Annotated in this window: 22 protein-coding genes; 11 read left to right on the top strand and 11 right to left on the bottom strand. The window is 72.5% G+C overall.

Going from position 1 to position 22,775, the window contains the following annotated elements:
* Positions 1–26: 26 nt before the first annotated feature.
* The 4 genes from IF89_RS0105065 to IF89_RS0105050 are packed head-to-tail and all read right to left on the bottom strand — an operon-like array spanning position 27 to position 4,740.
* Positions 27–1,406: a GH1 family beta-glucosidase gene (locus tag IF89_RS0105065; RefSeq protein WP_051806803.1), complete on the bottom strand. Its 1,380-nt coding sequence runs from the start codon at positions 1,404–1,406 to the stop codon at positions 27–29.
* Positions 1,403–2,293, bottom strand: coding sequence for a carbohydrate ABC transporter permease (locus IF89_RS0105060; protein ID WP_051806802.1), 891 nt, complete (start codon positions 2,291–2,293; stop codon positions 1,403–1,405). The genes IF89_RS0105065 and IF89_RS0105060 overlap by 4 nt, the downstream gene beginning before the upstream one ends.
* Positions 2,283–3,371, bottom strand: coding sequence for a carbohydrate ABC transporter permease (locus tag IF89_RS0105055; RefSeq protein ID WP_078628098.1), 1,089 nt, complete (start codon positions 3,369–3,371; stop codon positions 2,283–2,285). The genes IF89_RS0105060 and IF89_RS0105055 overlap by 11 nt, the downstream gene beginning before the upstream one ends.
* Positions 3,372–3,381: 10 nt before the next feature.
* Positions 3,382–4,740, bottom strand: coding sequence for an ABC transporter substrate-binding protein (locus IF89_RS0105050; RefSeq protein ID WP_030761731.1), 1,359 nt, complete (start codon positions 4,738–4,740; stop codon positions 3,382–3,384).
* Positions 4,741–4,935: 195 nt separating this feature from the next.
* On the opposite strand from IF89_RS0105050, the gene IF89_RS0105045 reads away from it, so the two are divergent.
* The 4 genes from IF89_RS0105045 (at position 4,936) to IF89_RS45830 (ending at position 8,507) form a co-directional block, all read left to right on the top strand.
* Positions 4,936–6,240, top strand: coding sequence for an ROK family transcriptional regulator (locus tag IF89_RS0105045; RefSeq protein WP_030761728.1), 1,305 nt, complete (start codon positions 4,936–4,938; stop codon positions 6,238–6,240).
* Between the two features lie 65 nt (positions 6,241–6,305).
* On the top strand, positions 6,306–7,139 hold the full coding sequence (locus IF89_RS0105040; protein ID WP_030761724.1) for a class I SAM-dependent methyltransferase: 834 nt from the start codon (positions 6,306–6,308) through the stop codon (positions 7,137–7,139).
* Positions 7,140–7,237: 98 nt separating this feature from the next.
* On the top strand, positions 7,238–7,858 hold the full coding sequence (locus IF89_RS0105035) for a nucleoside/nucleotide kinase family protein (protein WP_030761721.1): 621 nt from the start codon (positions 7,238–7,240) through the stop codon (positions 7,856–7,858).
* Between the two features lie 124 nt (positions 7,859–7,982).
* Entirely contained in the window at positions 7,983–8,507 is a 525-nt protein-coding gene (locus tag IF89_RS45830) for a hypothetical protein (protein WP_030761719.1), read from the top strand.
* Positions 8,508–8,567: 60 nt separating this feature from the next.
* Here the strand turns inward: IF89_RS45830 and katG are convergent, their stop codons facing one another.
* The gene (katG, locus tag IF89_RS0105025) at positions 8,568–10,763 is read right to left on the bottom strand and encodes a catalase/peroxidase HPI (protein WP_030761716.1); all 2,196 of its coding nucleotides are present in this window, start codon (positions 10,761–10,763) and stop codon (positions 8,568–8,570) included.
* A gap of 313 nt (positions 10,764–11,076) precedes the next feature.
* Between katG and IF89_RS0105020 the strand changes: the two genes are divergently transcribed.
* Positions 11,077–11,505: a Fur family transcriptional regulator gene (locus tag IF89_RS0105020; RefSeq protein ID WP_030761713.1), complete on the top strand. Its 429-nt coding sequence runs from the start codon at positions 11,077–11,079 to the stop codon at positions 11,503–11,505.
* Between the two features lie 15 nt (positions 11,506–11,520).
* On the opposite strand, the gene IF89_RS0105015 is transcribed toward IF89_RS0105020, so the two are convergent.
* Complete coding sequence (locus IF89_RS0105015; RefSeq protein ID WP_030761710.1) at positions 11,521–11,742, bottom strand: hypothetical protein; 222 nt, start codon at positions 11,740–11,742, stop codon at positions 11,521–11,523.
* Positions 11,743–11,927: 185 nt separating this feature from the next.
* Between IF89_RS0105015 and IF89_RS0105010 the strand changes: the two genes are divergently transcribed.
* A complete protein-coding gene (locus IF89_RS0105010) occupies positions 11,928–12,755 on the top strand; it encodes a crotonase/enoyl-CoA hydratase family protein (protein WP_078628112.1) in 828 nt (275 codons plus the stop codon).
* Positions 12,756–12,836: 81 nt separating this feature from the next.
* Here the strand turns inward: IF89_RS0105010 and IF89_RS0105005 are convergent, their stop codons facing one another.
* On the bottom strand, positions 12,837–13,031 hold the full coding sequence (locus tag IF89_RS0105005; protein ID WP_030761704.1) for an antitoxin: 195 nt from the start codon (positions 13,029–13,031) through the stop codon (positions 12,837–12,839).
* 167 nt (positions 13,032–13,198) lie between these two features.
* Between IF89_RS0105005 and IF89_RS0105000 the strand changes: the two genes are divergently transcribed.
* Complete coding sequence (locus tag IF89_RS0105000) at positions 13,199–13,435, top strand: hypothetical protein (RefSeq protein ID WP_030761702.1); 237 nt, start codon at positions 13,199–13,201, stop codon at positions 13,433–13,435.
* A 160-nt stretch (positions 13,436–13,595) separates the two neighbouring features.
* On the opposite strand, the gene IF89_RS0104995 is transcribed toward IF89_RS0105000, so the two are convergent.
* Entirely contained in the window at positions 13,596–14,093 is a 498-nt protein-coding gene (locus IF89_RS0104995) for a C40 family peptidase (RefSeq protein WP_030761700.1), read from the bottom strand.
* Positions 14,094–14,354: 261 nt separating this feature from the next.
* On the opposite strand from IF89_RS0104995, the gene IF89_RS0104990 reads away from it, so the two are divergent.
* Both IF89_RS0104990 and IF89_RS0104985 read left to right on the top strand, forming a co-directional pair.
* Entirely contained in the window at positions 14,355–15,674 is a 1,320-nt protein-coding gene (locus IF89_RS0104990; RefSeq protein WP_043193020.1) for an MFS transporter, read from the top strand.
* Positions 15,671–16,933: an anhydro-N-acetylmuramic acid kinase gene (locus tag IF89_RS0104985; protein WP_078628097.1), complete on the top strand. Its 1,263-nt coding sequence runs from the start codon at positions 15,671–15,673 to the stop codon at positions 16,931–16,933. Before IF89_RS0104990 ends, IF89_RS0104985 begins: the two co-directional genes overlap by 4 nt.
* A 28-nt stretch (positions 16,934–16,961) precedes the next feature.
* Here the strand turns inward: IF89_RS0104985 and IF89_RS0104980 are convergent, their stop codons facing one another.
* Complete coding sequence (locus IF89_RS0104980) at positions 16,962–17,462, bottom strand: hemerythrin domain-containing protein (RefSeq protein ID WP_030761690.1); 501 nt, start codon at positions 17,460–17,462, stop codon at positions 16,962–16,964.
* A gap of 263 nt (positions 17,463–17,725) precedes the next feature.
* Here IF89_RS0104980 and IF89_RS0104975 point away from each other — a divergent pair, with 263 nt between their 5' ends.
* Both IF89_RS0104975 and IF89_RS0104970 read left to right on the top strand, forming a co-directional pair.
* The gene (locus tag IF89_RS0104975) at positions 17,726–18,922 is read left to right on the top strand and encodes a serine hydrolase domain-containing protein (RefSeq protein WP_078628096.1); all 1,197 of its coding nucleotides are present in this window, start codon (positions 17,726–17,728) and stop codon (positions 18,920–18,922) included.
* 107 nt (positions 18,923–19,029) lie between these two features.
* A complete protein-coding gene (locus IF89_RS0104970; RefSeq protein WP_030761683.1) occupies positions 19,030–20,571 on the top strand; it encodes a glutamate synthase subunit beta in 1,542 nt (513 codons plus the stop codon).
* A gap of 67 nt (positions 20,572–20,638) precedes the next feature.
* Here the strand turns inward: IF89_RS0104970 and gap are convergent, their stop codons facing one another.
* Together gap and IF89_RS0104960 are read right to left on the bottom strand one after the other, a co-directional pair.
* Entirely contained in the window at positions 20,639–21,637 is a 999-nt protein-coding gene (gap, locus tag IF89_RS0104965; RefSeq protein ID WP_030761680.1) for a type I glyceraldehyde-3-phosphate dehydrogenase, read from the bottom strand.
* Between the two features lie 115 nt (positions 21,638–21,752).
* Entirely contained in the window at positions 21,753–22,709 is a 957-nt protein-coding gene (locus IF89_RS0104960) for a GlxA family transcriptional regulator (RefSeq protein ID WP_030761677.1), read from the bottom strand.
* Positions 22,710–22,775: the final 66 nt, after the last annotated feature.

Raw genomic sequence — 22,775 nt, 5'->3', positions numbered from 1 at the left:
AGCGCGCACACCCCCCGCGGCCGGGGTCACCCCGCCCGGTGGGCGGCGATGATCCCGGCGTAGTGCCGGCCGCTCGACTTCACCGTGCGCCGCTGGGTGGCGTAGTCGACGTGCACCAGACCGAAGCGCTTGTCGTACCCGTAGGCCCACTCGAAGTTGTCCAGCAGGGACCAGGCGTAGTAACCGGCAACCGGCGCGCCCCTGCGGGCGGCACGGGCACATGCGGCGACGTGCGCCGTGAGGTAGCCGGCCCGTTCCGGGTCGTGGACGCTGCCGTCCGGGGCGACGGTGTCCGGGTAGGCGGAACCGTTCTCGGTGATGTGGACGGGCCCTGCGCCGTAGTCCAGGTGCAGACGCATGATCAGCGTCTCGAGACCGCCGGCGTCGACCTCCCAGTCCATACCGGTGCGCGGGACGCCCGGCCGCGCGACCTGCCGGGCGTACGGCGCGGGACCGTCCGGGTCGGCGGCGACGACCTGCGGGAAGTAGTAGTTCAGGCCGATCCAGTCCAGCGGAGCGGCGATCGCGGCAAGGTCCCCGGCGCGCTCGGGGAGCTCGACCCGGTACACCTCGCGCATGTCGGCGGGAAAGCCGCGGCCGTGGACCGGGTCGAGCCACCAGCGGTTGACGTGCCCGTCCATGCGGCGGGCGGCGGCCAGGTCGGCTTCGCGCGCAGTGGCGGGTTCCACGGTCGACAGGTTGTTGACGATGCCGAGGCGGGCGCCCGGCGCGGCGGCGCGGACGGCACGTGCCGCGAGCCCGTGGCCCAGCAGGAGGTGGTAGGAAGCCCGGACGGCGGCGGTCAGGTCGGTCAGACCCGGGGCCATCCGCCCCTCCAGATGTCCGATCCAGGCCGAGCACAGCGGCTCGTTGAGGGTGGCCCACTGCGTGACGCGGTCGCCGAGCCGGGCGGCCACCACTCCCGCGTACGCCGCGAAGTGCTCGGCGGTGTCCCGTACGGGCCAGCCCCCGCGGTCCTGGAGGGCCTGGGGCAGGTCCCAGTGGTAGAGGGTGACGCAGGGCTCGATGCCGGCCGCGAGGAGCCCGTCGACCAGGCGGTCGTAGAAGTCCAGTCCCTTGCGGTTGGCCGGGCCGTCGCCGCCCGGGACCACGCGCGGCCAGGCGACGGAGAAACGGTAGGCGTTGGTGCCCAGCTCCCGCATCAGGGCGATGTCCTCGCGCCATCGGTGGTAGTGCTCGCAGGCCGTGTCACCGGTGTCGCCGCCGTCGACGGCGCCCGGGACCCGGGAGAAGGTGTCCCAGATCGAAGGGGCCCGGCCGTCCTCGCCGACGGCTCCCTCGATCTGGTAGGCGGAGGTGGCGGTGCCCCAGAGGAAGTCGCGGGGCAGCGCGGCGACGTCGACGGTGTCCGCGCCGGTCGCGGGGAAGCGTGCGGAGGGGGTCATTTGACGGCTCCTGCCGTGAGTCCGGCCACCAAGTACTTCTGGAGCAGAAGGAATCCGGCGACGACGGGGATGCTGACGACCAGCGAGGCGGCCATGATCTGGTTCCAGTACACGTCGTTCTGCGTGGAGTAGCCCTGCAGGCCGACGGCCAGGGTCCGGGTGGCGTCGTTGGTCATGACGGAGGCGAACAGGACCTCCCCCCAAGCCGTCATGAAGGCGTAGACGGCGACGGCGACGATGCCGGGCACGGCGGCCGGCACCACCACGCGGAAGAGGGCGCCGAGAGGACCGCAGCCGTCGACGGTGGCCGCCTCGTCGAGGTCGCGCGGCACCGAGTCGAAATAGCCAATCAGCATCCAGATGGAGAAGGGGAGGGAGAAGGTGAGGTAGGTGAGGATCAGCGCGCCGCGCGAGCCGTGGAGGGCGATCCCGGTGACGTTGCCGAGGTTCACGAAGATCAGGAACAGCGGGAGCAGGAACAGGATCCCCGGGAACATCTGGGTGGAGAGCACCGTCAGGGTGAACAGGCGCCTGCCGCGGAAGCGGTGGCGGCTGACCGCGTAGGCAGCGAAGACGGCGATGACGACGGACGCGGCGGTGGCGCAGCCGGCCACGATCAGCGAGTTCACCAGGTACTCGGCGAGCGGGACCGTGCGCCAGATGTCGGTGTAGGGGCGCAGGGTGATCCCGCTGGGTATCCACCGGAAACGCCCGGTGACGTCCTGGAGCGGTTTGAGGGAGCTCGTGGCCATCACGAAGACGGGCAGCAGCGCGAAGGCGGCGAGCAGCGTGAGGAAGACGGCCCGCACCACCCGGAACGAGACCGGCGGATCGAGCGGGCTGCGGGTCCGGCGGACTCCCCCGGACGGGCGCGTACTAGTGGGCATCGGCGTCCTTCCGGCCGCGACCGGTCAGCAGCAGGTACGCGGCGGTGACGAGCAGCAGGAAGAGCAGCAGCAGGACGGACATGGCCGAGCCGGTGCCGAAGTTCCATGTGACGAAGCTCGATTGGTAGATGTGGACGGCGACGAGGTCGGCGGCCTCGGGGGCTGATCTGCCGAACAGCAGGAAGGGGGTGTTGAAGTCGTTGAAGGTCCACAGGAACAGCACCAGAACCAGCACCTGGTTGACGGCCCCGAGCGAGGGCAGGGTGATGCGGCGGATCTGCTGCCACACGCCGGCGCCGTCGAGTGCTGCGGCCTCGTAGAGGTCGCCGGGGATGTTCTGGAGGGCGGCCGTCACGATCAGGAAGGCGAAGGGCCAGGTCTTCCAGACGGCGACGGTCAGCATCGCCCAGAAGCTGTTGTCGCCGATCAACCAGAAGGTGTGCTCGCCGCCGCCGAGGCCCAGCTGCTCGTGGAGGACGTGGTTCACCAGGCCGTTGTCCCGCTGGAACATGAACGCCCAGGTGATGACCGCGGCGTAGGCGGGCAGTGCGTACGGGACGAAGAACAGCGCGCGCAGCAGCCCCCGGCCCCGGAAGGAGTGCTGGGTGAAGACCGCGGCCGCGGTGCCCAGCAGCCAGCACAGGGAGACGGACAGGAAGGTGAACAGGCAGGTGGTGAGGAAGGAGTCCAGGAGGGCCCTGCCGACGGGCCGGTTGATGTCCACCGCCAGCTCGTAGTTGCCCAGACCAGTCCACGGGGCCCGGGACCAGTCCCGGATGAAGAACTGCGTGAGCTTGCGGAAGCTCATCACGATTCCCATCACCATCGGGACGAGGTGGACGAGCAGTTCGAGCAGCAGGGCGGGAAGCAGGAGCAGGTAGGGCAGGGTCCTGCGGCGCGCCCGTCCCGGGCTGCGGGCGGCGCCGCCGGGCCGGGGGGCGCGTCCGCGGGCGCCGTCCGCGCTGGGGGCCGGGGTGGGTACGGCTGCGGAGGGGCTGCGGGAACCGGTCCGCGGCGGGACCGTGCCGGGCGTACCGGGTGCGGTGGGCCTCCTGGGCGTGCCGGGTGGTGATGTCATGGCCGCCGGCTCAACCGGTCATCTGCTGCTGGGCCTTGGCGAGCCGGGCTCCGACCGATTCCGTGGTCACCGGCCGGCCCGCAGCGGCATCGGCGAAGAGCTCCTTGACGGCGGTGCCGACAGTCGTCTCGAACTGGGACTCCTGCGGCACCTGGGGGAGCGGGGCCGCGCTGGTGGCGAGCGTGTCGCGCAGGACGGTGAGGTCCGGTCCGGCGAAGGCGGGATCGCTCTGCGCCGCCTTGACGGGAGGGATGGATCCGTAGGCCTTGTTGAGGACCTTCTGCTCCTCGTCGCTGGTCATGAACTCCACGAACTTCAGGGCGCCGTCGAGGTTGTCGGTGTTCTTGAAGACCGCCAGGTTGATGCCCGCGACCATGGAGTTGACCTGCGGGCCGTCCGCCCCCGGGGCGGTGCCGGCCGGGACCGGCACGGGCGCGGTGCCCCAGTCGCCCTCCTTCATGCCGTGGGCCTTGAAGGAACTGGCCGCGCTCTGCCACAGCACCATGGCGGTCCGGCCGCTTGCGAAGTCCTGGAGCGACTGGTTCTTGTCGTACTCGGCGTTGCCGGGCGCGATGATCCCGTCCTTGGCCATCAGGTCCACGTACTGCTTGACGGCGGCGACGTTGGCGGGGGTGTCGAAGGTCGGCCTGCCGGCGGAGTCGAAGAAGGACCCGCCGTGCTGGCGGGACAGGACGAAGACCTGGTGGATGTTGTTGGCGAGGTTGGCGCCCTCGGCGCCGAGCGCCCACGTGCCGCGCCGGCCGTCCCCGCTGATCCTGCGTCCGGTCTCGACAAGTTCGTCCCAGGTCGCCGGCGGCTTGTCGATGCCCGCGTCCCGGAACACCTTCTTGTTGTAGTACAGGGCGTAGGCCATCGAGTAGAGGGGCACGGCCGCCGGGTCCTGCCCGGGGGCTCCCGCCGAGCCCACGGCGGACGGCACGAAACGGTCGCGGCCGCCGATCGCCTCGAAGTTCTCGGTGTTCCAGGGCAGCAGGGCCCCGGTGGCCTGGAGCGACGCGGACCAGGTGTTGCCGATGTTCAGCACGTCGGGGCCCTGCCCGGAGGCGGTCGCGGCGAGGATCCGGCCCAGCAGGTCGGGCCAGGGGATGACTTCCAGCTTGACCTTGATGCCGGTCCGCTCCTCGAACTTCTTCAGCTCCGGGCCGAGTACGGCCCGGTCTGCGGCGATGTCCGCGCCCTGGTTGGAGGCCCAGTACGTGAGCTCGCCGGGGGCGGAGTTCGAGCCGGCACCGCCGGTGGATCCGCCGCCGCACGCGGTGGCGGCGGTGAGCAGGGCGGTGGCGGTGAGGGCTGCGACGGCGGCTCGGGCCGCGGTCCTGGCGAGGGGCTCACGGGTGGATCTGCGCATGGCGGCTCAGTCCCTTTCGGAGGGGTCGGGAGGCGGGGCCGGTGTCCTGCGGAACGGTTGCTGCGCTGGACCGAGCGATGCGGCCCACGGCTTAACTTAGGGCGTGAGTTAAGTCGGGGGGAAGGGTCGCGTCAAGGGGGCGGGCAGGGGTATGTTGCGAGCGGTGTCACGCGACGTGACGGCGGAAGGGACCACATGACGACAGGGCGAGGCGGACGCACGGTACGGGACCTGCGGCGCGGCAACCGCAGCGCCGTGCTCCAGCGGCTGTACTTCGGGGGCCCGATGAGCCGCCAGGAACTCGGACCCGCGACCGGGCTGAGTTCGGGTTCCGTCAGCAACGTCGTGGGCGAACTCGTCGCGGACGGACTGCTGGAGGAGGCCGGCGTGGTCGACTCGGACGGCGGCCGGCCCCGCACCCTGCTGCGTGTCCGCCCCGGCAGTGCGTTCATGATCGGCGTGGACGTCGGCGAGACCCGGGTCCGCGTCGAGCTGTTCGACCTCGCACTGACCGAACGCGCCCGCGCGGAGCTGCCGTTGCTGCCCCGCGGCTGCTACGACGTCGGGCCGATCGTCGAGCACATCCGGACGGGCGTCGCCACCGTCCTCGCCGACGCCGGGATCGGCGCGGACCGGCTGCTCGGCGTAGGGATCGGCGTTCCCGGCATCGTGGACCAGGACGCCGCGGGCGGATCCGTGGTCCACGGCCAGACCATCGGCTGGGACGCAGTGCCGCTGGAACGGCTGCTGCGGGCCACCGGGGCGGTGCCCGAGGAGGTCCCGTACCTCATCGACAACGGCGCGCGCACCCTCGGCCAGGCGGAGATGTGGTTCGGTGCCGGGCGCGGGGCCAGGGATGCGGTCGTCGTGCTCTTCGGCTCCGGCGTGGGCGCGAGTCTGATCACCGACGGCTCGCCGGACGGCGGAGCGACCGCCGGGACGCCCCTCGAATGGGGGCACCTGACCGTTTCCGTGCGCGGCAGGCGCTGCCGCTGCGGCGCCCTGGGCTGCCTGGAGGCCTACACGGGTGCGGAAGCGCTCCTGGCCCGCTGGGCGGAGCGGGGCGGCGGCCCGGCGCGGTCCGGGGCGGCGGATGAGGAGGAGGCCCTCGCGGAACTGCTCGCGGGGGCCCGCGCGGCGGACCCGGTGGCCGTCGAGATCCTGGACGAGACGGCGGAATACCTGGGTGCGGGCCTGTCGGACCTCATCAACCTCTTCCAGCCGGAGCGGATCCTGATCGGAGGCTGGGCGGGGCTGATGCTCGGCCCGTACATCCTTCCCGCGCTCCGGGAGCACGCCACCCGCTACTCCCTGCGGCACCCGGCCGGCCGGGTCACGGTGGGTCTCGGCTCACTGGGACCGGACGCGGTCACGGTCGGCGCGGCGACGCTCCCGCTGTCGGCGTTCTTCGCCACCGGCGGCCGCCGGGCCGCGCCGGAACCCCCGGCGGAACCCCCCGCCTGGCACGCATCGCTGTCCGCCCGCGCCGGCGGAGCCTGACACCACCGATCCGGGCCGCCCGTCCCGGTCCGGCGCGCGGGGCCGATCGAGGGGACAATTGCCCCATGGCAGACACAGGGACGCCGCCGGCCGGCGCCGGATCCCCGGCCGGGGGACGCTACGGCGAGCAGGTCTTCCGGCCCGACCGGGGCGGCGAGGGCGACCGGATCGACCTCGGCGCCCTCACCTACGACGACACCACCATGGCCCGGCTCCGCGCACTGGGAGCGGGCCCCGGCTGGAGCTGCCTGGATGTGGGGGCGGGAACGGGCACGGTGGCCCGCCGCCTCCTCGCGGAAGCGGGCGTAGCGGAGGTCGTCGCCGTCGACCGCGACGTGCGCTTCCTCGCCGAACATCCCACGGCCGGACTGACCGTGCTCCAGGCGGACGTCACCACCGCCGGTTTCACCGCAGGCCCCTTCCAGCTGGTCCACGCCCGATTCGTGCTCATGCACCTGCCCTCCCCGCGCAGCATGGTCGCCCGACTGAGCGAACTCCTCGCCCCCGGCGGCGTCCTGGTCATCAGCGACGCGGTCGACCTGACCACGGACTCGGCTCCGCCTACGCCGTACACCCGCGCCATGCGGGCCATGTGGCAGGGCCTGCGCCACACCATCGGCACGGACGTCACCCAAGTGCCGCATCACCCGGAGCTGTTGCGCGACGCCGGCCTGGAAGGGGTGGCCGCGGAGATCCACGTACCGCCCCTCCTGCCGGGCAGCCCGATCAGCCGGTTCTGGGCGGACACCTGGGAGCGTGCCCGCGACGCCATGGTGGGCACCGGCATCGTCGACGACGACGGACTCGACGAAGCCCTGCGCCACCTGGCCGCCTCCGACCGCACCGGCCTGTCGCCGGGAATGCTCACGGCGTGGGGCCGCAAGCCCGCGGCACCCTGAGGAACCGGCGGAGAGTGCGCGGGCGCCGACGCGGCGGGCGGCTGCGCTGCTCCGTGCGCGCACTCCTCCGCAGTCGCGCCGTCGGGCAGGATACGCACGTGCAGACGACGGCGGAGCTGGTGGAGAGGGCGGCCGCGCTGGCCGCCCGGGGTGGTCGGCGGATCCTCGGCGTGACCGGGCCGCCCGGTGCCGGCAAGTCCACCCTCGCCGCCCGGCTGGCCGAAGCGCTCGGTCCGCACTCCGCGGTGGTCGTCCCCATGGACGGCTTCCACCTCGCCCAGGCCGAGCTGAACCGGCTGGGCCGGGCGGACCGCAAGGGCGCACCGGACACCTTCGACGCGGCCGGGTACGTGGCGCTGCTGCACCGGCTGCGCGCATCCGGCGGCGCCACCGTCTACGCGCCGGCCTTCGATCGCTCCCTGGAGGAGCCGATCGCCGGCAGCATCGCCGTGCCTGCGGAGGTGCCGCTGGTGATCACCGAGGGGAACTACCTGCTGCACGACGCGGGGGAGTGGGCCGAGGTCCGGCCGCTGCTCGACGAGACCTGGTACTGCGCCCCGCCGGAGGGCAGGCGCGTCGGGCGCCTGGTCGAACGGCATGTGCGGCACGGCAGGGAACCGGCCGAGGCGCGGGCCTGGGTGGCCCGTTCGGACGAGGCGAACGCCCGACTCGTGGCCCCGGGACGCCACCGCGCCGACCTCGTCGTCGACCCCGGCTGACCGTGGGCGTGGGCCTCAGGGCGCCGGTGTGGCGAAACAGCGTTGTCCGAATCCGCTGTTAGGGTGACGTGTGCTCGTCAAGGCGGGCGTCTTTCGGTTTCTGACATTCCAACGGGGTTCACACGTGAAGTTTCGTCATGTCCGTGCAATAGCCGTCTTCGGCATCGCCATCGTCGCGCTGACGGGTGCCCGCGGTTCCGGCGGCGGCAGCTGCAGTGGCGGCAGCAGCTCCAGCTCCAGCTCCAGCAGCTCCGGCGGCAGCACCAGCGGCGGCACCGACAGCACCAGTGGTACCAGCGGTTCGAGCAGCAGTTCCGGCGGCACCACCACCACCGGCGGTACCAGCAGGGACAAGGCCGAGCGCGACATCCGGATCGACAGCTGCAAGCTGGACAGTACCGGCAAGAACCTGGTCGCCCGGCTGACCGTCACCAACAGCGGTTCGCTGGACCAGGCCTACAACATCACCATGAAGTTCAACCCGGCCGCCGGATCCAGCGCGGTCGCGGCCCAGGCCCGGGTGAGCGGCCTCAAGGTCAAGGCGGGCGCGTCCCAGCAGACCGAGGCCACCACGCCGTACACCGGCAAGGGCGACGGAAGCGAGTACAAGGAGTGCGTCGTCTCCACGGCGTCGAAGAGCTCCCTCTGACACACCGCCCGAGGTCCCGGCCGGCCGCTGCGCGCAGCCGGCCGGGCCCGGGACTTCGCGTCAGGCGAGGTCGAACCGGTCGAGGTTCATGACCTTGTTCCAGGCCGCGACGAAGTCACGGACGAACTTCTCCCGCGCGTCCTGGGCCGCGTAGACCTCCGCGATGGCCCGCAGCTGGGAGTTCGAACCGAAGACCAGGTCCACGGCGGTGGCGGTCCACTTGGGTTCGCCACCCTCCACGCCGGCGGCGCGTCCTTCGAAGACGTTCTCGTCGGTGGCCGACGCCTTCCACTGCGTGCCCATGTCGAGCAGGTTGACGAAGAAGTCGTTGGTCAGGGTCTCCGGCCGGTCGGTGAACACACCGTGCGCGGACTGCCCGAAGCCGGTGTTGAGGGCGCGCATACCGCCGACGAGCACCGTCATCTCGGGCGCCGTCAGGTTCAGCATGCCGGCACGGTCGAGCAGCAGGGTCTCCGGCGACAGCTTCTCCCCCGCCGACAGGTAGTTGCGGAACCCGTCGGCCCGCGGCTCCAGGACCGAGAACGCCTCCACGTCCGTCTGTTCCTGCGTGGCGTCCGTGCGTCCGGGCGCGAACGGGACCGTGATGTCGTGCCCGGCGTTCTTCGCGGCCTGCTCGACCGCCGCGCACCCGCCCAGGACGATCAGGTCGGCGAGCGAGATCTTGGTCCCCCCGTTCTGGGAGGCGTTGAAGTCCTGCTGGATCCCTTCGAGGGTCCGCACGGTCTCGGCGATCTCCGGCAGGGCGTTGACCTCCCAGTCCTTCTGCGGCGCGAGCCGGATGCGGGCGCCGTTGGCGCCGCCCCGCTTGTCGGTGCCGCGGAAACTGGCCGCCGACGCCCAGGCCGTGGTGGCCAGTTGGGAAACGGTCAGTCCGGAGGCGAGGATCCGGCCCTTGAGGGCGGCGATGTCCCCGGCCGTCACCAGCTGGTGGTCGACCGCCGGTACCGGGTCCTGCCACAGCTGCGGTTCGGGGATCCACGGACCGAGGTAGCGCGAGATCGGTCCCATGTCGCGGTGCAGCAGCTTGTACCAGGCCCTGGCGAACGCGTCGGCGAGCTTGTCCGGATTCTCGTGGAAGCTCTTCGAGATCCGGGCGTAGACGGGATCCACCTTGAGCGCGAGGTCCGTCGTCAGCATCATCGGAGCGTGCCGCTTGGCGGGATCGTGCGCGTCGGGCACCGTGCCCTGCGCCGCGGGATCCTTCGGGGTCCACTGCTGCGCCCCGGCGGGGCTCCTCGTCAGCTCCCAGTCGAAGCCGAACAGGTTGTCCAGGTATCCGTTGTCCCACTTCGTGGGCTCGTTCGTCCACGCGCCCTCGAGCCCGCTGGTGATCGTGTGGACACCCTTGCCGCTGCCGAACGAGTTGTGCCAGCCGAGGCCCTGCTGCTCCAGCGGGCCGGCCTCCGGTTCCGGACCGACGTACTCGGGATCGACCGCGCCGTGGCACTTGCCGAAGGTGTGGCCGCCGACGATGAGCGCGACCGTCTCCTCGTCGTTCATCGCCATGCGCGCGAAGGTCTCCCGGATGTCGCGTGCAGCGGCGAGGGGATCCGGATTTCCGTTGGGCCCTTCGGGATTGACGTAGATCAAGCCCATCTGCACCGCACCGAAAGGACCCGTGAGTTCCCGGTCACCGCTGTAGCGCTCGTCTCCGAGCCAGGTGTCCTCCGGCCCCCAGAAGACCTCCTCCGGCTCCCAGATGTCCTCCCGGCCGAAGCCGAATCCGAACGTCTTGAACCCCATGGACTCCATGGCGCAGTTGCCGGCGAAAACCAGAAGGTCGGCCCAGGAGATCTTCCTCCCGTACTTCTGCTTCACGGGCCACAGGAGCCGGCGCGCCTTGTCCAGACTCGCGTTGTCCGGCCAGCTGTTGAGAGGGGCGAAGCGCTGCGCGCCGGAACCGCCGCCGCCGCGGCCGTCGGCGATGCGGTATGTCCCCGCCGCGTGCCAGCTCATCCGGATGAAGAGCGGTCCGTAGTGGCCGTAGTCGGCGGGCCACCAGTCCTGCGACGTCGTCATCACCTCGAAGACGTCGCGCTTCAGCGCGTCGACGTCCAGGGTCGCGAATTCTTCCGCGTAGTCGAAGTCCTCGCCCATCGGATTGGCCTGGGGCGGGTTCTGGTGGAGAACCTGGAGGTCCAACTGGTTCGGCCACCAGTCCCGGTTCGTCCTGGGACGAGTGGTCGCGGGAGTGGGGGAGGGGATTGCTGGGTTCTCGCTTTCGCTGCCGGACACGTCCGTCCTTCTTCCTGTCTCGGAGTCTCGGTGCTTCCATCTGGCTGCTCGCTCTTGACGGCGTCCGTATGGTCGCGCACCGCGGACCGCCCGGCGGAGAGAACACGCAGGGCTTCCCCGCCCAAGAAACTTTCCCGCTCCGGCCGGGCGGGACCGGGAAAGAACGGGAAAGATCGTACGATCACCGATATCGCTGGCGCCGGTATCGGAAAAGCCCGGCCGTATCCCGCCGGGTACCCTGTAGCTGCCTTTTCGGCCCCGTCACCGGTCGCGCCGAAATCCTGTCCTGCCTAACCCGAACTGGTGAACCAAGATGAGTGACCTGCTGGAGCGGCTGCGGGTGCGTGGCTGGCGCATGACGTCCCAGCGGCGTGTCGTCGCGGAGGTCCTCGACGGCGAGCACGTGCACCTCACCGCCGACGAGGTGCACGCCCGCGCGGCCCAGGCGCTGCCCGAGATCTCCCGGGCGAGCGTATACAACACGCTGGGCGAGCTGGTCGCCCTCGGTGAGGTCGCGGAACTCTCCGCGCACGGGCGGGCCAAGCGCTACGACCCGAACGCGCACCGCCCCCACCAGCACCTGGTGTGCTCCGGCTGCGGCCTCATCCGCGACGTCCGGCCGACCGGCGACCCGCTGGCCGGCCTGCCCGCGCAGGAGCGTTTCGGTTTCGCCGTGTCCGACGTCGAGATCGTCTACCGCGGGCTCTGCCCCTCCTGCACGGCGGCTCCGCCGCACGCGTGACGCCAGGGCGCGGAGCTACCACTCGGGGTGGACGTCATGGCTGTCGTAGCGCTCGCCGGCCGAGGTGATCCAGGGGCGGAAGCGGCCGGGACCGGTGGTGTCGTGGGCGTAGTCGACCGGCTCGCGCGTGTCGTCCGTAACGATGACCGCGCCGGCCCGCTGCGCACTGCGCAGGGCATGGGTCCAGTGGCGGCCGCGGTGGCCGGTGCGGTAGTCGGGGATCTTGCACTGGGACATCTCGGGTCTCACTGCCTGGGTCTCGTCATCGGATCCGGACAGGTCGTCTACCCCGTTCGACCCGCTCCGAACGTGCGGGTCCGGGCCGGTGGCGGGCGGCGGGCGGCCCTCTCGTGCGGCCCGTGCGCGTGCGCCAGAGTGGTCTGCGCACCCTCCCACCCGACGGATGGAGCTTCGCCGTGGCCATGTCCTCCGCAGCACCGGGAACCACGCCCACCGCGGCGGCCCCTCCCGCAGCACCGGCCTCCGCCGTCCGGATCGAACGGGACGGTCCCGTGACGACGGTGATCCTGGACCGTCCGGAGGCCCGCAACGCGGTCGACGGCCCGACCGCGTCCCGGCTCGCCGACGCCTTCCGTGCCTTCGAGGCGGACGACGAGGCCTCCGTCGCCGTCCTGTGGGGAGCGGGCGGTACGTTCTGCGCGGGCGCGGACCTGAAAGCCGTCGGGACCGACCGCGGCAACCGGGTGCGGCCCGACGGGGACGGGCCCATGGGCCCCACGCGGATGCGGCTGACCAAGCCCGTGATCGCCGCGATCAGCGGCCATGCGGTGGCGGGCGGCCTGGAGCTGGCCCTGTGGTGCGACCTGCGGGTCGCCGAGGAGGGCGCGACCCTCGGCGTCTTCTGCCGCCGCTGGGGCGTGCCGCTGATCGACGGCGGCACCGTACGGCTGCCGCGCCTGATCGGCGAGAGCCGTGCCATGGACCTGATCCTGACCGGCCGCCCGGTGACGGCCGCGGAGGCCCACGGGATGGGGCTGGTCAACCGCCTCGTACCCGCAGGGGAGGCCCGGCGTCAGGCCGAACGCCTCGCGCACGAGATTGCCGGGTTCCCGCAGCTGTGCCTGCGCCACGACCGTCTCTCCGTACACGAACAGTACGGTCTGGAGGAGCGGGAGGCCCTGGCGGCCGAGCACCGGCACGGGCTCGTACCCCTGACCGCCGGCGAGACGCAGGCCGGCGCCGACCGCTTTGCGGCCGGAGCCGGCCGCCACGGCACCTTCCCCGGCTGACGTCGTCGCTCGGGCCGGCTCGCGGGGGAGGCCGGCGTCGGGTACGAGGGGGGCGTGGAAGGGGGCGCGCCGGGCGGCGGGTCAGGCCTGGGGCGGGGGCGGGTTCCCCTGGTCGCGGCGCAGCTGCTCCTTGAGCTTGTCCTGGCCGGTGTCCACGTGCCTGCTGTACTTGCCCTGGGTCCTGCCGTCGACGTAGTCGCCGGCCTTGTCGATGCCCTGGTCGGCCTTGCTCTCGTGACCGCGCAGCATCTGCTTGAGCTTGTCCATCATCGACATGTTGGTCCTCCTTTGCGTCATTTCCCCCACGGCAAGGGTTGCCGATGATCCACCGGGTCGCATCCGCGAGGCTGTGACCTGCGCGGATATCGACCACTTCGGTTGGGTTGGTGCACCCCCGGGCCGCCGGAGGAGCGGCGCAGGGGTCGGCGTGGAACGATTTCCGCATGACAGAGAGCATGAGCCCGTACATGTCCACGGCGCGGGTCACCGTCCTGGGGGTGCAGCCCGGTGACCCGCCCTTCCGGATCGTCGAGATCGACGGGGAGGTGGTCCGCATGGCGACGTCCATGACCGATGTGATCCTGGCTGCCGCGGACGCGGGGATCACCATCCACGACCTCGACGACCCGGACTCGGTCCGCTGGGTCGGCGGCGGGAAACTCACCTGGCGGCTGCACTAGCGTGACTGTGCCTGCCGTCGTCCGCCTCCGGGCCACGCGTACCACCGAGAAGGATCGGTGGCCAGGGGTCGGTCGACGGTCACACGCGCGTGCGGCAGCAACGGCCGGTCAGGCGGTGCACGCGAACACGGTGCGAACGGGGGGTGGTTCGGGCGGCGGATCAGGTGGCGCGTCCGTAACGGACGGCGTCGCTCCAGATGCGCTCCAGTCGCACGGTCGTGCCGGGGCGGGGAGCGTGCCAGATCCGGTCGTCGCCGGCGTAGATGCCGACGTGGGTCATGGTCGCTCCCCGGGGGAAGAAGACCAGGTCACCGGCCGTGCGATCGGCCTTGGGGATGTGGCGGGTGTGCTCGTACTGCTGGTCGGCCGTGCGCGGGAGGCGCTTGCCGGCTTTCTTGAAGGCGTAGAGAGTCAGGCCCGAACAGTCGAAGCGTCTGGGGCCGGTGGCGCCGTAGGCGTACGGCGAGCCCTGTTTGGAGGCCGCCACCGCGACGGCTTTCGCGCCGTACGACGGTGTCGCGTGGGCCGGGTCGACGGGGCCGGCCAGAGCGCCGGCCGCGAGGAGCAGTATGCAGAAGACGGCGCGTGCTCGGGGGCAACAGCCGGTCGGACAAGTGCCCTTGAGGGCCTTTCGGAAGTCGGTCCTGGAGCAGGACATCGTGACACCTCCGCAATCGGTTGGCAGGCGACGATTCAGATCAGCGGCCTGGTCCTGTTCTCGGTGGCAGTCGTCTTGGCTCTGACGGCGGACCAGTTTTCCCGCACGCCCCGTCCCGGACGCATCGGACACGGTGCAATTTGTCCCGATTTTGCGTTCGATTAGAGATGATCATGAATGATGATCGTCATACCACCGCCGATGTGCTGAATCGGGCCCCCGGCAGGCATCGGCCCGCCCCCGAGCGGGCACGCAGCACGGGTGACCCCGACCGAACTGCTCCCGGCGCCACCGCCCCGCGCCGTCGCCCGCAGGGCCCTGATCGCCGGTTCGGCCGGCAACCTCGTCGAGTGGTACGAGTTCGGCGTCTACGGCTGCTTCGCCACCGTCATCGCGGCCAACTTCTTCACCCCGCACCCGGAAAGCCACGGCGGCGCAGCCGAAGCGCTGGTCGCCACCTACGCCTCGTTCGCCCTCGCCTTCTTCTTCCGGCCCGTCGGCGCGCTCGTGTTCGGCCGCATCGGTGACCGCCTCGGCCGCCGCCCCACCCTCGTCCTCGTCATCGGCCTCATGACGCTCGCCACCACCCTGATCGGACTCCTGCCCACGCGCGCCGACATCGGCGCCGCCGCCCCCTGGCTGCTCACATTCCTCCGGGTGCTCCAAGGGCTGTCCGCAGGCGGGGAGTTCGGCGGCGCGGTGTCACTCATGGTGGAGTACGCACCGCCCGGCCGGCGCGGCCTCTACGGCGCGTGGCAGTCCTTCACCGTGGCCCTCGGACTGCTGGCCGGCGCCGGTACGGCAGCCGCCCTGGCCGCGCTCCTGCCCGCCGCAGCGCTGTACGACTGGGGTTGGCGGATCCCGTTCCTGCTGGCCCTGCCCCTGGGAACGGTCGCGCTGTGGCTGCGTACGGCGCTGCAGGAACCCCCGGACACGCCCCCCGCACCCCCCGACGGCCCACCCGCGGTGACCGGCCCGACCGACCTGCGCGAGCAGGTCCGTGCCGTCGTGCTCGGCATCGCAAGGATCATGGGCTGGTCGGCAGCCGGATACGCCTTCCTCGTCGTACTGCCGTCGCACCTCCAGACCGCGACGGGCGCGTCCTTCCGCGACGCACTGCTCGCCACCACCCTCGTCAACCTCGGCTTCGCCGCGGCGATCCTGCCCGCCGGAGCCCTCAGCGACCGCATCGGCCGGCGCCCCGTGATGCTCGCCGGTGCGCTCGGCGTCGCCGTACTCGCTTTCCCGCTCCTGCAGTTGCTCCAGTCCCCGGGGGCGTCCCCGCAGGTCCGGGCCGCGGCCGTGCTCGCGGCCGGCGCGCTCGTCGGCCTCCTCGCCGGACCGGGACCGGCCATGCTCGCCGAGATGTTCCCGCGCCGCGTGCGCTGCACCGGACTCGGACTCTCCTACGCCCTCGCCAACGCCGTCTTCTCCGGTTGCGCCGGCCTGTTCATCACCGCGCTCACAGCCCGGACCGCGGACACCGCCGCCCCCGCCCACTACGCCGCCGGAGCGTGCGTCCTCAGTGCCGCGGCGCTGTCGACCCTGCGCGGCAACGACCACCGGGAGCCGCTGCGATGAGAGTGATCGGCCTGATGTCCGGGACCTCGTACGACGCCGTGGACGCCGCCGCCTGCGACCTCGACCACCGGCCGGGCGACGGCGCCCTGCACCTGACCCCGCTCGGCATGGTGAGCGAGCCGTACCCGGCAGACCTGCGCACCGCGCTCGCGCAGGCCATGCCGCCCGCACCCACCACCTTCACCGACGTGTGCCGGCTCGACACCGGCATCGGGCAGGCCTTCGGACGGCTCGCCCTGCTGGCCGACCGCGAACTGTGCGGGGGAAGAGCCGAGTTGATCGCCTCACACGGGCAGACCGTGTACCACTGGGCGGAGCGCGGACGGGTCCACGGCACCCTCCAGCTCGGCGAACCGGCCTGGATCGCCGAGGCCACCGGCCGTCCCGTCGTCTCCGGCTTCCGGACGCGCGACGTCGCGGCCGGCGGGCAGGGCGCCCCCCTGGTCGGCCTGATCGACCAGATGCTGCTGCGCGACCGCCCCGGCGTGCCCGCCGCCCTGAACCTCGGGGGCATCGCCAACGTCACCGTGGTGCCCGGTGACGGCGACCCCGTGGCCTTCGACACCGGCCCCGGCAACGCCCTGATCGACGCCGCCGTACACGAACTCAGCGGCGGCCGGCTCGCCTACGACGAGAACGGCGCGCTCGGCGCCGCCGGGCAGGTCCACGACGGCCTGCTCCGGCGGCTGCTCGCCGAGCCGTACTACGGGTTGCCCGCACCGCGGACGACGGGGAAGGAACTCTTCCACCGGGAATACCTCCGCGCCCACCTGGCGCAGTTCGCCCCGCTCCCGCCGCAGGACGTCGTTGCCACGCTCACCCGCCTCACCGCCCGCACCGTCGCCGAGGCGCTGCGCCCCTTCGCTCCCACCGAGGTCTTCGCCTCCGGCGGCGGAGTGCGCAATCCGACGCTCACGGCGATGCTCCGCGCCGAACTGCGCGGTACGCGGCTGCGCGCCTCCGACGATCTGGGACTGCCCGCCGCGGCGAAGGAGGCCTACGCGTTCGCCGTGCTCGGCCACCTCGCCCTGCACGGCCTCCCCGGCAACGCCCCCGGCTGCACCGGGGCCGCCGGCCCCCGCGTCCTGGGGTCGATCACCCCGGGCCGCCGACCTCTGCGGCTGCCCGCCCCGCCGCCGTCCGCCCCGTACTCGCTGCACGTGGCAGCGGCCGGGGCCACCGCAGCCACGCCCTGTGGAGGCAGCGCGCCGTCCGCGCGGCACCCCGGCGCGGAACTCCGCGAGGGCCCCGCCCTCTGAGAGTCCGGCCGGGGGGCCGGCGCCGGCATCACCTTGCGACGATCTTGCGCACGTTCTCGATGCTGCCGCAGTCCGAGGCCAGCTGCCTCTCCCGCTCCGCCAGGAAGGCGGCACCCAGCTCGGCCCGGCGCTCCGCCGGGACGTTCTCCCTGGTGCCGTTGAGGATGGTCCGCTCCTCCTCGTCCAGGTGGTGGGAGACCGCCTGGACGAGGTCCTCCAGGCGCTCGTCCCACTCGTCGGAGCCCACCTCGTCCACTTCCAGGAGCTTCAGCAGCGCCTCGTTGCCCTCGGCGTGCTCCTCCTCGCCGTGTTCCACCTCGTCGTCGTCGACGCCCCGGAAGCGCTTCAGGGCGCCGTAGACCTCGGCCTCCTCGGCCTCGCCGTGTGCGATGAGCAGCGCCGAGAACTGGTCCCGGGCCGCCTCGCGGTCGGCCTCGACGCTCCGCATCCGGCGGAACAGCTCCTCCATCGTGCGGTGGTCCTCGAGGATCGCCTCGACCACGTCCTGGCCCTTGCCCTCGCCCGCCATGCGCCGTGCCTCCGATCAATCAGGTTTTCGGTCCTCTGGCGCTTGCTCCGTCGACGCCGCCTGAAACCTTCCCCCTGCGGCGCCGGCACCGGCCGCGGAGCACCATCGGAACACCGCGGGGCCGGGCCGTTGCGCCGACCGGACCAGGGCGGTCAGGGCCGGACGGGCCACGGCCCGCCCGTACGCGGCCGTGTCGGCACCGGTGACGCCGCGGCTCCTGCCATCGTGGGCCACCGCCCAGTGTCTCCCCCTGGAGGTTCCGCGTGTCCCCACGCCCGAACGGCCGCGCCCGCCGGATCCGCCCCTCCGTGCGCCTGGCGGCCGCCACCGCCGTGTGCGCCGCCCTGCTCGGCGCGGCCGCACTGCCGGCGCAGGCAGCGGCCGACCGCAACCCGCCGCCGCCCGCGCCGGACCTGCGCCAGGAACTGCGGGAGCTGGTGGACCGTCCCGACGGGCCGCCCGGAGTCATCGCCGTCCTGCGCGACGGCGATCGTACGAGCGTCTACCGCGCGGGCGTGGCCGACGTGGAGAGCGGCAGGCCGCCCGGCAAGACCGACCACATGCGCATCGCCAGCGTCGCGAAGGCCTTCAGCGGGGCCGTGGCCCTCACCCTCGTCGACCGCGGCCGGCTGCACCTGGACGACACGATCGGCAAGGTCCTGCCCGGCCAGCCGGCCGCCTGGCACGCGGTGACGCTGCGCCAACTGCTCCACCACACCAGCGGCCTGCCGGACTACTCGGCGTCCCAGGACTTCATCGACATCGTCACCGCGAACCCCCGCCACCGCTTCGACTCCCGGCGCCTGCTGGAGTTCGTCGCCGACGAGGACCTCGAATTCCGGCCGGGCAGCCGCTACCACTACTCCAACTCCGACAACATCGCCGTCGCCCTGATGGCCGAGGCCGTCACGGGCACCCGGTACGAGACGCTGCTGCGCGAGCTCGTGTACCGGCCGCTGGGCCTCACCGCGACCAGCCTGCCCCAGGGCTACCGGCTGCCCGAGCCCTACCTCCACGGCTACCAGATCGACCCGCAGGAAGGCCCCGTCGACGTCAGCGAGGCCATCAGCGCCTCAGGGGCCTGGGCGGCCGGCGGCATCGTCTCGACGCCGCAGGACCTCACCGCCTTCATCCGGGGCTACGCGGGCGGCGCCCTCTTCTCGGAGCGCACCCGACGCCAGCAGTTCACCTTCATCCCCGGCGCGCTGTCCCAGCCCCCCGGGCCCGGCCGCACCGAGGCGGGCCTGGCCATCTACCGCTACACCACCCGCTGCGGAACGGTGTACGGCCACACCGGCAACACGCCCGGCTACACGCAGCTCGCGGCGGCCACCGCCGACGGCAGGCGCTCGCTGACCTTCACGATCACCACCCAGACGTCCCTGACCAACAACCCCGACCTGCTCGCGCAGGTCCGGGAGGTCCAGGAGGACTTCGTCTGCGCGCTGCTGCGCGGGTAGCCCCGGCGCAGGCGGCGTAACCTGGTCGGACCGCCACTGAAAGCGCGCGCCGGACCGTGGCGCGCGCACCCGTACACCCCGCCGCGGACGAGCCTGGGAGGCGGCGCGTGACCGATCCGTTCGGCTTCCTCAGGATCCCCCGCGAGCCCGTCCCGGCCCGGCCCGTCGAGGAGCGGCTCGGCGACTGGCGGGAGGTGTACGCGGGCCAGGCCCTGCTCCCGCTCGTCTCCCGGCAGGCCGACCGCTGCATGGACTGCGGCATCCCCTTCTGCCACACCGGCTGCCCCCTCGGGAACCTCATACCCGAGTGGAACGCGTACGCCGCCCGCGGAGACTGGCGGGCGGCGTACGAGCGGCTGCACGCGACCAACAACTTCCCCGAGGCCACCGGAAGGCTCTGCCCGGCCCCCTGCGAGGACGCATGCGTCCTGACGATCAATGCCGATCCGGTGACCATCAAGAACGTGGAGCAGGCCATCGCGGACGAGGGCCTGCGGCGCGGCTACCTTGCTCCGAGACCGCCGGGTGCGCTCAGCGGCAGGACCGTCGCCGTCATAGGCTCCGGTCCGGCCGGACTCGCCGCCGCACAGCAGCTGACCCGGGCCGGGCACGCGGTCACCGTCCACGAGCGGGCCGACCGGATCGGCGGCCTGCTGCGCTACGGGATTCCCGAATTCAAGATGGAGAAGGCGTACCTGGACCGCCGGATCGAGCAGATGCGTGCCGAGGGCACGGTGTTCGTCACGGACCACGACGTCGGGGGCGCGCCCCGGGCGGACTGCGCGGGCGACGACCACGGCGCAGACGCCGCCGCGCTGCGCAGCCGGTGCGACGCCGTCGTCGTCGCTGTCGGAGCCGGCGAGCGCAGGGAACTGCCCGTCCCCGGCCGCGAGCTCCACGGCATCCACCAGGCGATGGACTACCTGACCGGCGCGAACCGGGTGCAGGAGGGCGACTGGGCCGAGCCGCACGTGAGCGCCGAGGGCCGGCACGTCGTCATCGTCGGAGGCGGCGACACCGGCTCCGACTGCATGGGCACGGCCCTGCGGCAGGGCGCGATCTCCGTGGTTCAGCTGGACATCAACCCGGAGCCCGGTCGTGGCCGTACCGACGACGAGCCCTGGCCGGTGTACCCCAGGACGTACCGCATCTCCCACGCCCACCACGAGGCCCGCGGGCGCGCGGGGCGCGACCCGCGGCTGTTCGCCTGCGCGACCCTGCGCTTCGAGGGCGACGCCTCGGGCCGGGTACGGGCCCTCCACCTGACCGCCGTCGAGCCGGTGGACCGTAGGCCCCTGGCCGGCACGGAACGGGTGCTCCCGGCCGGGCTGGTCCTGCTGGCCCTCGGCTTCCGCGGCCCCGAGCGGGCGGGCGGCCTGCGCGAGCAGCTCGGCCTGGAATACGACGAGAGCGGCAACTTCGCGCGGGACGCCGGTTTCGCGGCGCGCGGGCAGCGGGCGCCCGGGGTGTTCGTCGCCGGCGACGCCGGCCGCGGCCAGTCGCTCGTGGTGTGGGCTGTCGCCGAGGGCCGGGCGGCGGCCGCCGCCGTGGACCGCTACCTCACCGGCTCCACCTGCCTGCCCGCCCCGGTCGCCGCGCACGACCGCCCGATGACGGCCCTGGGCCGCCTGCGCTACGGCGACCTCTGACGACGGCGCGCTCCGGCCGCCCCGAGGGGCCGGCCGGAGCGCGGGTCACTGACGGCGGGGCGGCTACTCAGCCCGCGGCCAGGAGCGTGAGGGTGTCGATCACGCGGTTCGAGAAGCCCCACTCGTTGTCGTACCAGGCGACGACCTTGACGTGGCGGCCCTCCACGCGGGTGAGCTCCGAGTCGAAGATCGACGAGGCGGGGTTGCCGGTGATGTCGGAGGACACCAGCGGGTCCTCCGAGTACTCCAGGACGCCGGCCAGCGGACCCTCGGCCGCGGCACGGTACGCCTCCAGGATCTCCTCGCGGGTCACTTCGCGCGCCACGGTCGTGTTGAGCTCGACGATGGAGCCCACCGGGACCGGCACACGGATCGAGTCGCCCTGCAGCTTGCCGTCGAGCTGCGGCAGCACCAGGCCGATCGCCTTCGCGGCACCCGTGGAGGTCGGCACGATGTTGACGCCGGCGGCGCGGGCGCGGCGGGGGTCGCGGTGCGGACCGTCCTGCAGGTTCTGCTCCTGCGTGTAGGCGTGCACCGTCGTCATGAAGCCGTGCTCGATGCCCGCGAGCTCGTCGAGGACCGCGGCCAGCGGGGCCAGCGCATTGGTGGTGCACGACGCGTTCGAGACGATGGTGTGCACGGCCGGGTCGTAGGCGTCGGTGTTCACGCCGTACGCCAGCGTCGCGTCCGCGCCGTCCGACGGCGCGCTGACCAGGACCTTCTTCGCCCCCGCCTTGAGGTGGGCGCGGGCGGCACCGGCCGACGTGAAGCGGCCGGTGGCCTCCAGCACGATGTCGACGCCGAGGTCGGCCCACGGCAGCTGCTCCGGCTCCCGCTCGGCCAGCACGGTGATCCGGCGGCCGTCGACGACCAGGGTGTTCCCGTCGACGGTCACCGGGCGGCCCAGCCGGCCCGAGGTGCTGTCGTACGCGAGGAGCCGCGCGAGGGCCTTCGGCTCGGTGAGGTCGTTCACGGCGACGACCTCGAGGTCGCTGTCGCGCTCCAGCAGCGCGCGCAGCACGTTGCGTCCGATGCGGCCGAATCCGTTGATGGCGATGCGAGTCATGAGCGAGTCCCTTTCGTTCGCCATCAGGTTCGCCTTCCGCATCCGCCGGCGACAGCGGCGTGATCGCCACTGTTCAAAAGGATCTCGCCAGGGGGGTGGCGGGATCCTCGCGGCCCTACTCGCCCTTCGTGAAGGTGCGCCGGTACTCGGTCGGGCTGGTCCCCAGGATCCGTTGGAAGTGCAGCCGCAGGTTCGCGCCCGTCCCCAGGCCCACGTCGGCGGCGATCTGCTCCACCCCCCGCTGCGAGCGCTCCAGCAGCTCGCGCGCCACGTCGACCCGGGCGCGCATGACCCACTGCATCGGCGTGTAGCCGGTGTCCTCCGCGAACCGTCGCGAGAACGTACGGGGCGACACTCCCGCGTGCCGGGCGAGGGACTCCAGGGTGAGCGGCTCGCCGAGCCGGCGCAGCGCCCACTCGCGCGTGGCGGCGAACCGCTCGCCCAGCGGCTCGGGCACGCTGCGCGGCACGTACTGGGCCTGGCCGCCGCTGCGGTAGGGCGCGGCGACCAGCCGCCGCGCCGCGTGGTTGGACGCGGCGACGCCGAGGTCGCCGCGCAGGATGTGCAGGCACAGGTCGATGCCGGAGGCGGCGCCCGCCGAGGTCAGGACGCTGCCCTCGTCGACGAACAGGACGTTCTCGTCGACCCGCACCAGCGGGTGCTTGGCCATGAGCGCCCGCGCGTAGTGCCAGTGCGTCGTGGCGCGCTTCCCGTCGAGCAGTCCCGTCGCGGCCAGCGCGAACGCGCCCGTCGAGATCGCGGCGAGCCGGGCGCCCCGCTCGTGCGCGGCGATCAGCGCGTCGATGACGGGCGGCGGCGGATCCTCGCGGTCCGGGAAGCGGTAGCCGGGGACGAAGACGATGTCCGCCCAGGCCAGGGCGTCCAGCCCGTGCGTCACGTGGTACGCGAGGCCGTCGCCGCCGGCCACGAGCCCGGGGGCCGCACCGCACACCCGTACCTCGTACGGCATGCTCGCACGGGTCGTGAACACCTGCGCGGGAATGCCGACGTCGAGGGGTTTCGCGCCTTCCAGGACGAGGACGGCAACACGGTGGAGGCGGGAGGCTGGCACGGGGTCGAGCCTACGCGGCCCCGGCGGGTGTCCCGCCGGGGCGGCCGCCCCCGGTGCGGTATACGT

The organism is Streptomyces sp. NRRL F-2664, from assembly GCF_000719345.1.
Classification (GTDB): Bacteria; Actinomycetota; Actinomycetes; order Streptomycetales; family Streptomycetaceae; genus Streptomyces.
Note: the sequence above shows the minus strand (reverse complement) of the source record. Positions and strands in the feature narration are given on the sequence as shown.

What these genes read in the sequence shown, in the direction of transcription:
- IF89_RS0105065 (WP_051806803.1), bottom strand. Translation starts at nt 1,406, where the DNA reads ATGACCCCCTCCGCACGCTTCCCCGCGACCGGCGCGGACACCGTCGAC.
- IF89_RS0105060 (WP_051806802.1), bottom strand. Translation starts at nt 2,293, where the DNA reads ATGCCCACTAGTACGCGCCCGTCCGGGGGAGTCCGCCGGACCCGCAGC.
- IF89_RS0105055 (WP_078628098.1), bottom strand. Translation starts at nt 3,371, where the DNA reads ATGACATCACCACCCGGCACGCCCAGGAGGCCCACCGCACCCGGTACG.
- IF89_RS0105050 (WP_030761731.1), bottom strand. Translation starts at nt 4,740, where the DNA reads ATGCGCAGATCCACCCGTGAGCCCCTCGCCAGGACCGCGGCCCGAGCC.
- IF89_RS0105045 (WP_030761728.1), top strand. Translation starts at nt 4,936, where the DNA reads ATGACGACAGGGCGAGGCGGACGCACGGTACGGGACCTGCGGCGCGGC.
- IF89_RS0105040 (WP_030761724.1), top strand. Translation starts at nt 6,306, where the DNA reads ATGGCAGACACAGGGACGCCGCCGGCCGGCGCCGGATCCCCGGCCGGG.
- IF89_RS0105020 (WP_030761713.1), top strand. Translation starts at nt 11,077, where the DNA reads ATGAGTGACCTGCTGGAGCGGCTGCGGGTGCGTGGCTGGCGCATGACG.
- IF89_RS0105015 (WP_030761710.1), bottom strand. Translation starts at nt 11,742, where the DNA reads ATGTCCCAGTGCAAGATCCCCGACTACCGCACCGGCCACCGCGGCCGC.
- IF89_RS0105010 (WP_078628112.1), top strand. Translation starts at nt 11,928, where the DNA reads ATGTCCTCCGCAGCACCGGGAACCACGCCCACCGCGGCGGCCCCTCCC.
- IF89_RS0105005 (WP_030761704.1), bottom strand. Translation starts at nt 13,031, where the DNA reads ATGTCGATGATGGACAAGCTCAAGCAGATGCTGCGCGGTCACGAGAGC.
- IF89_RS0105000 (WP_030761702.1), top strand. Translation starts at nt 13,199, where the DNA reads ATGACAGAGAGCATGAGCCCGTACATGTCCACGGCGCGGGTCACCGTC.
- IF89_RS0104995 (WP_030761700.1), bottom strand. Translation starts at nt 14,093, where the DNA reads ATGTCCTGCTCCAGGACCGACTTCCGAAAGGCCCTCAAGGGCACTTGT.
- IF89_RS0104985 (WP_078628097.1), top strand. Translation starts at nt 15,671, where the DNA reads ATGAGAGTGATCGGCCTGATGTCCGGGACCTCGTACGACGCCGTGGAC.
- IF89_RS0104980 (WP_030761690.1), bottom strand. Translation starts at nt 17,462, where the DNA reads ATGGCGGGCGAGGGCAAGGGCCAGGACGTGGTCGAGGCGATCCTCGAG.
- gap (WP_030761680.1), bottom strand. Translation starts at nt 21,637, where the DNA reads ATGACTCGCATCGCCATCAACGGATTCGGCCGCATCGGACGCAACGTG.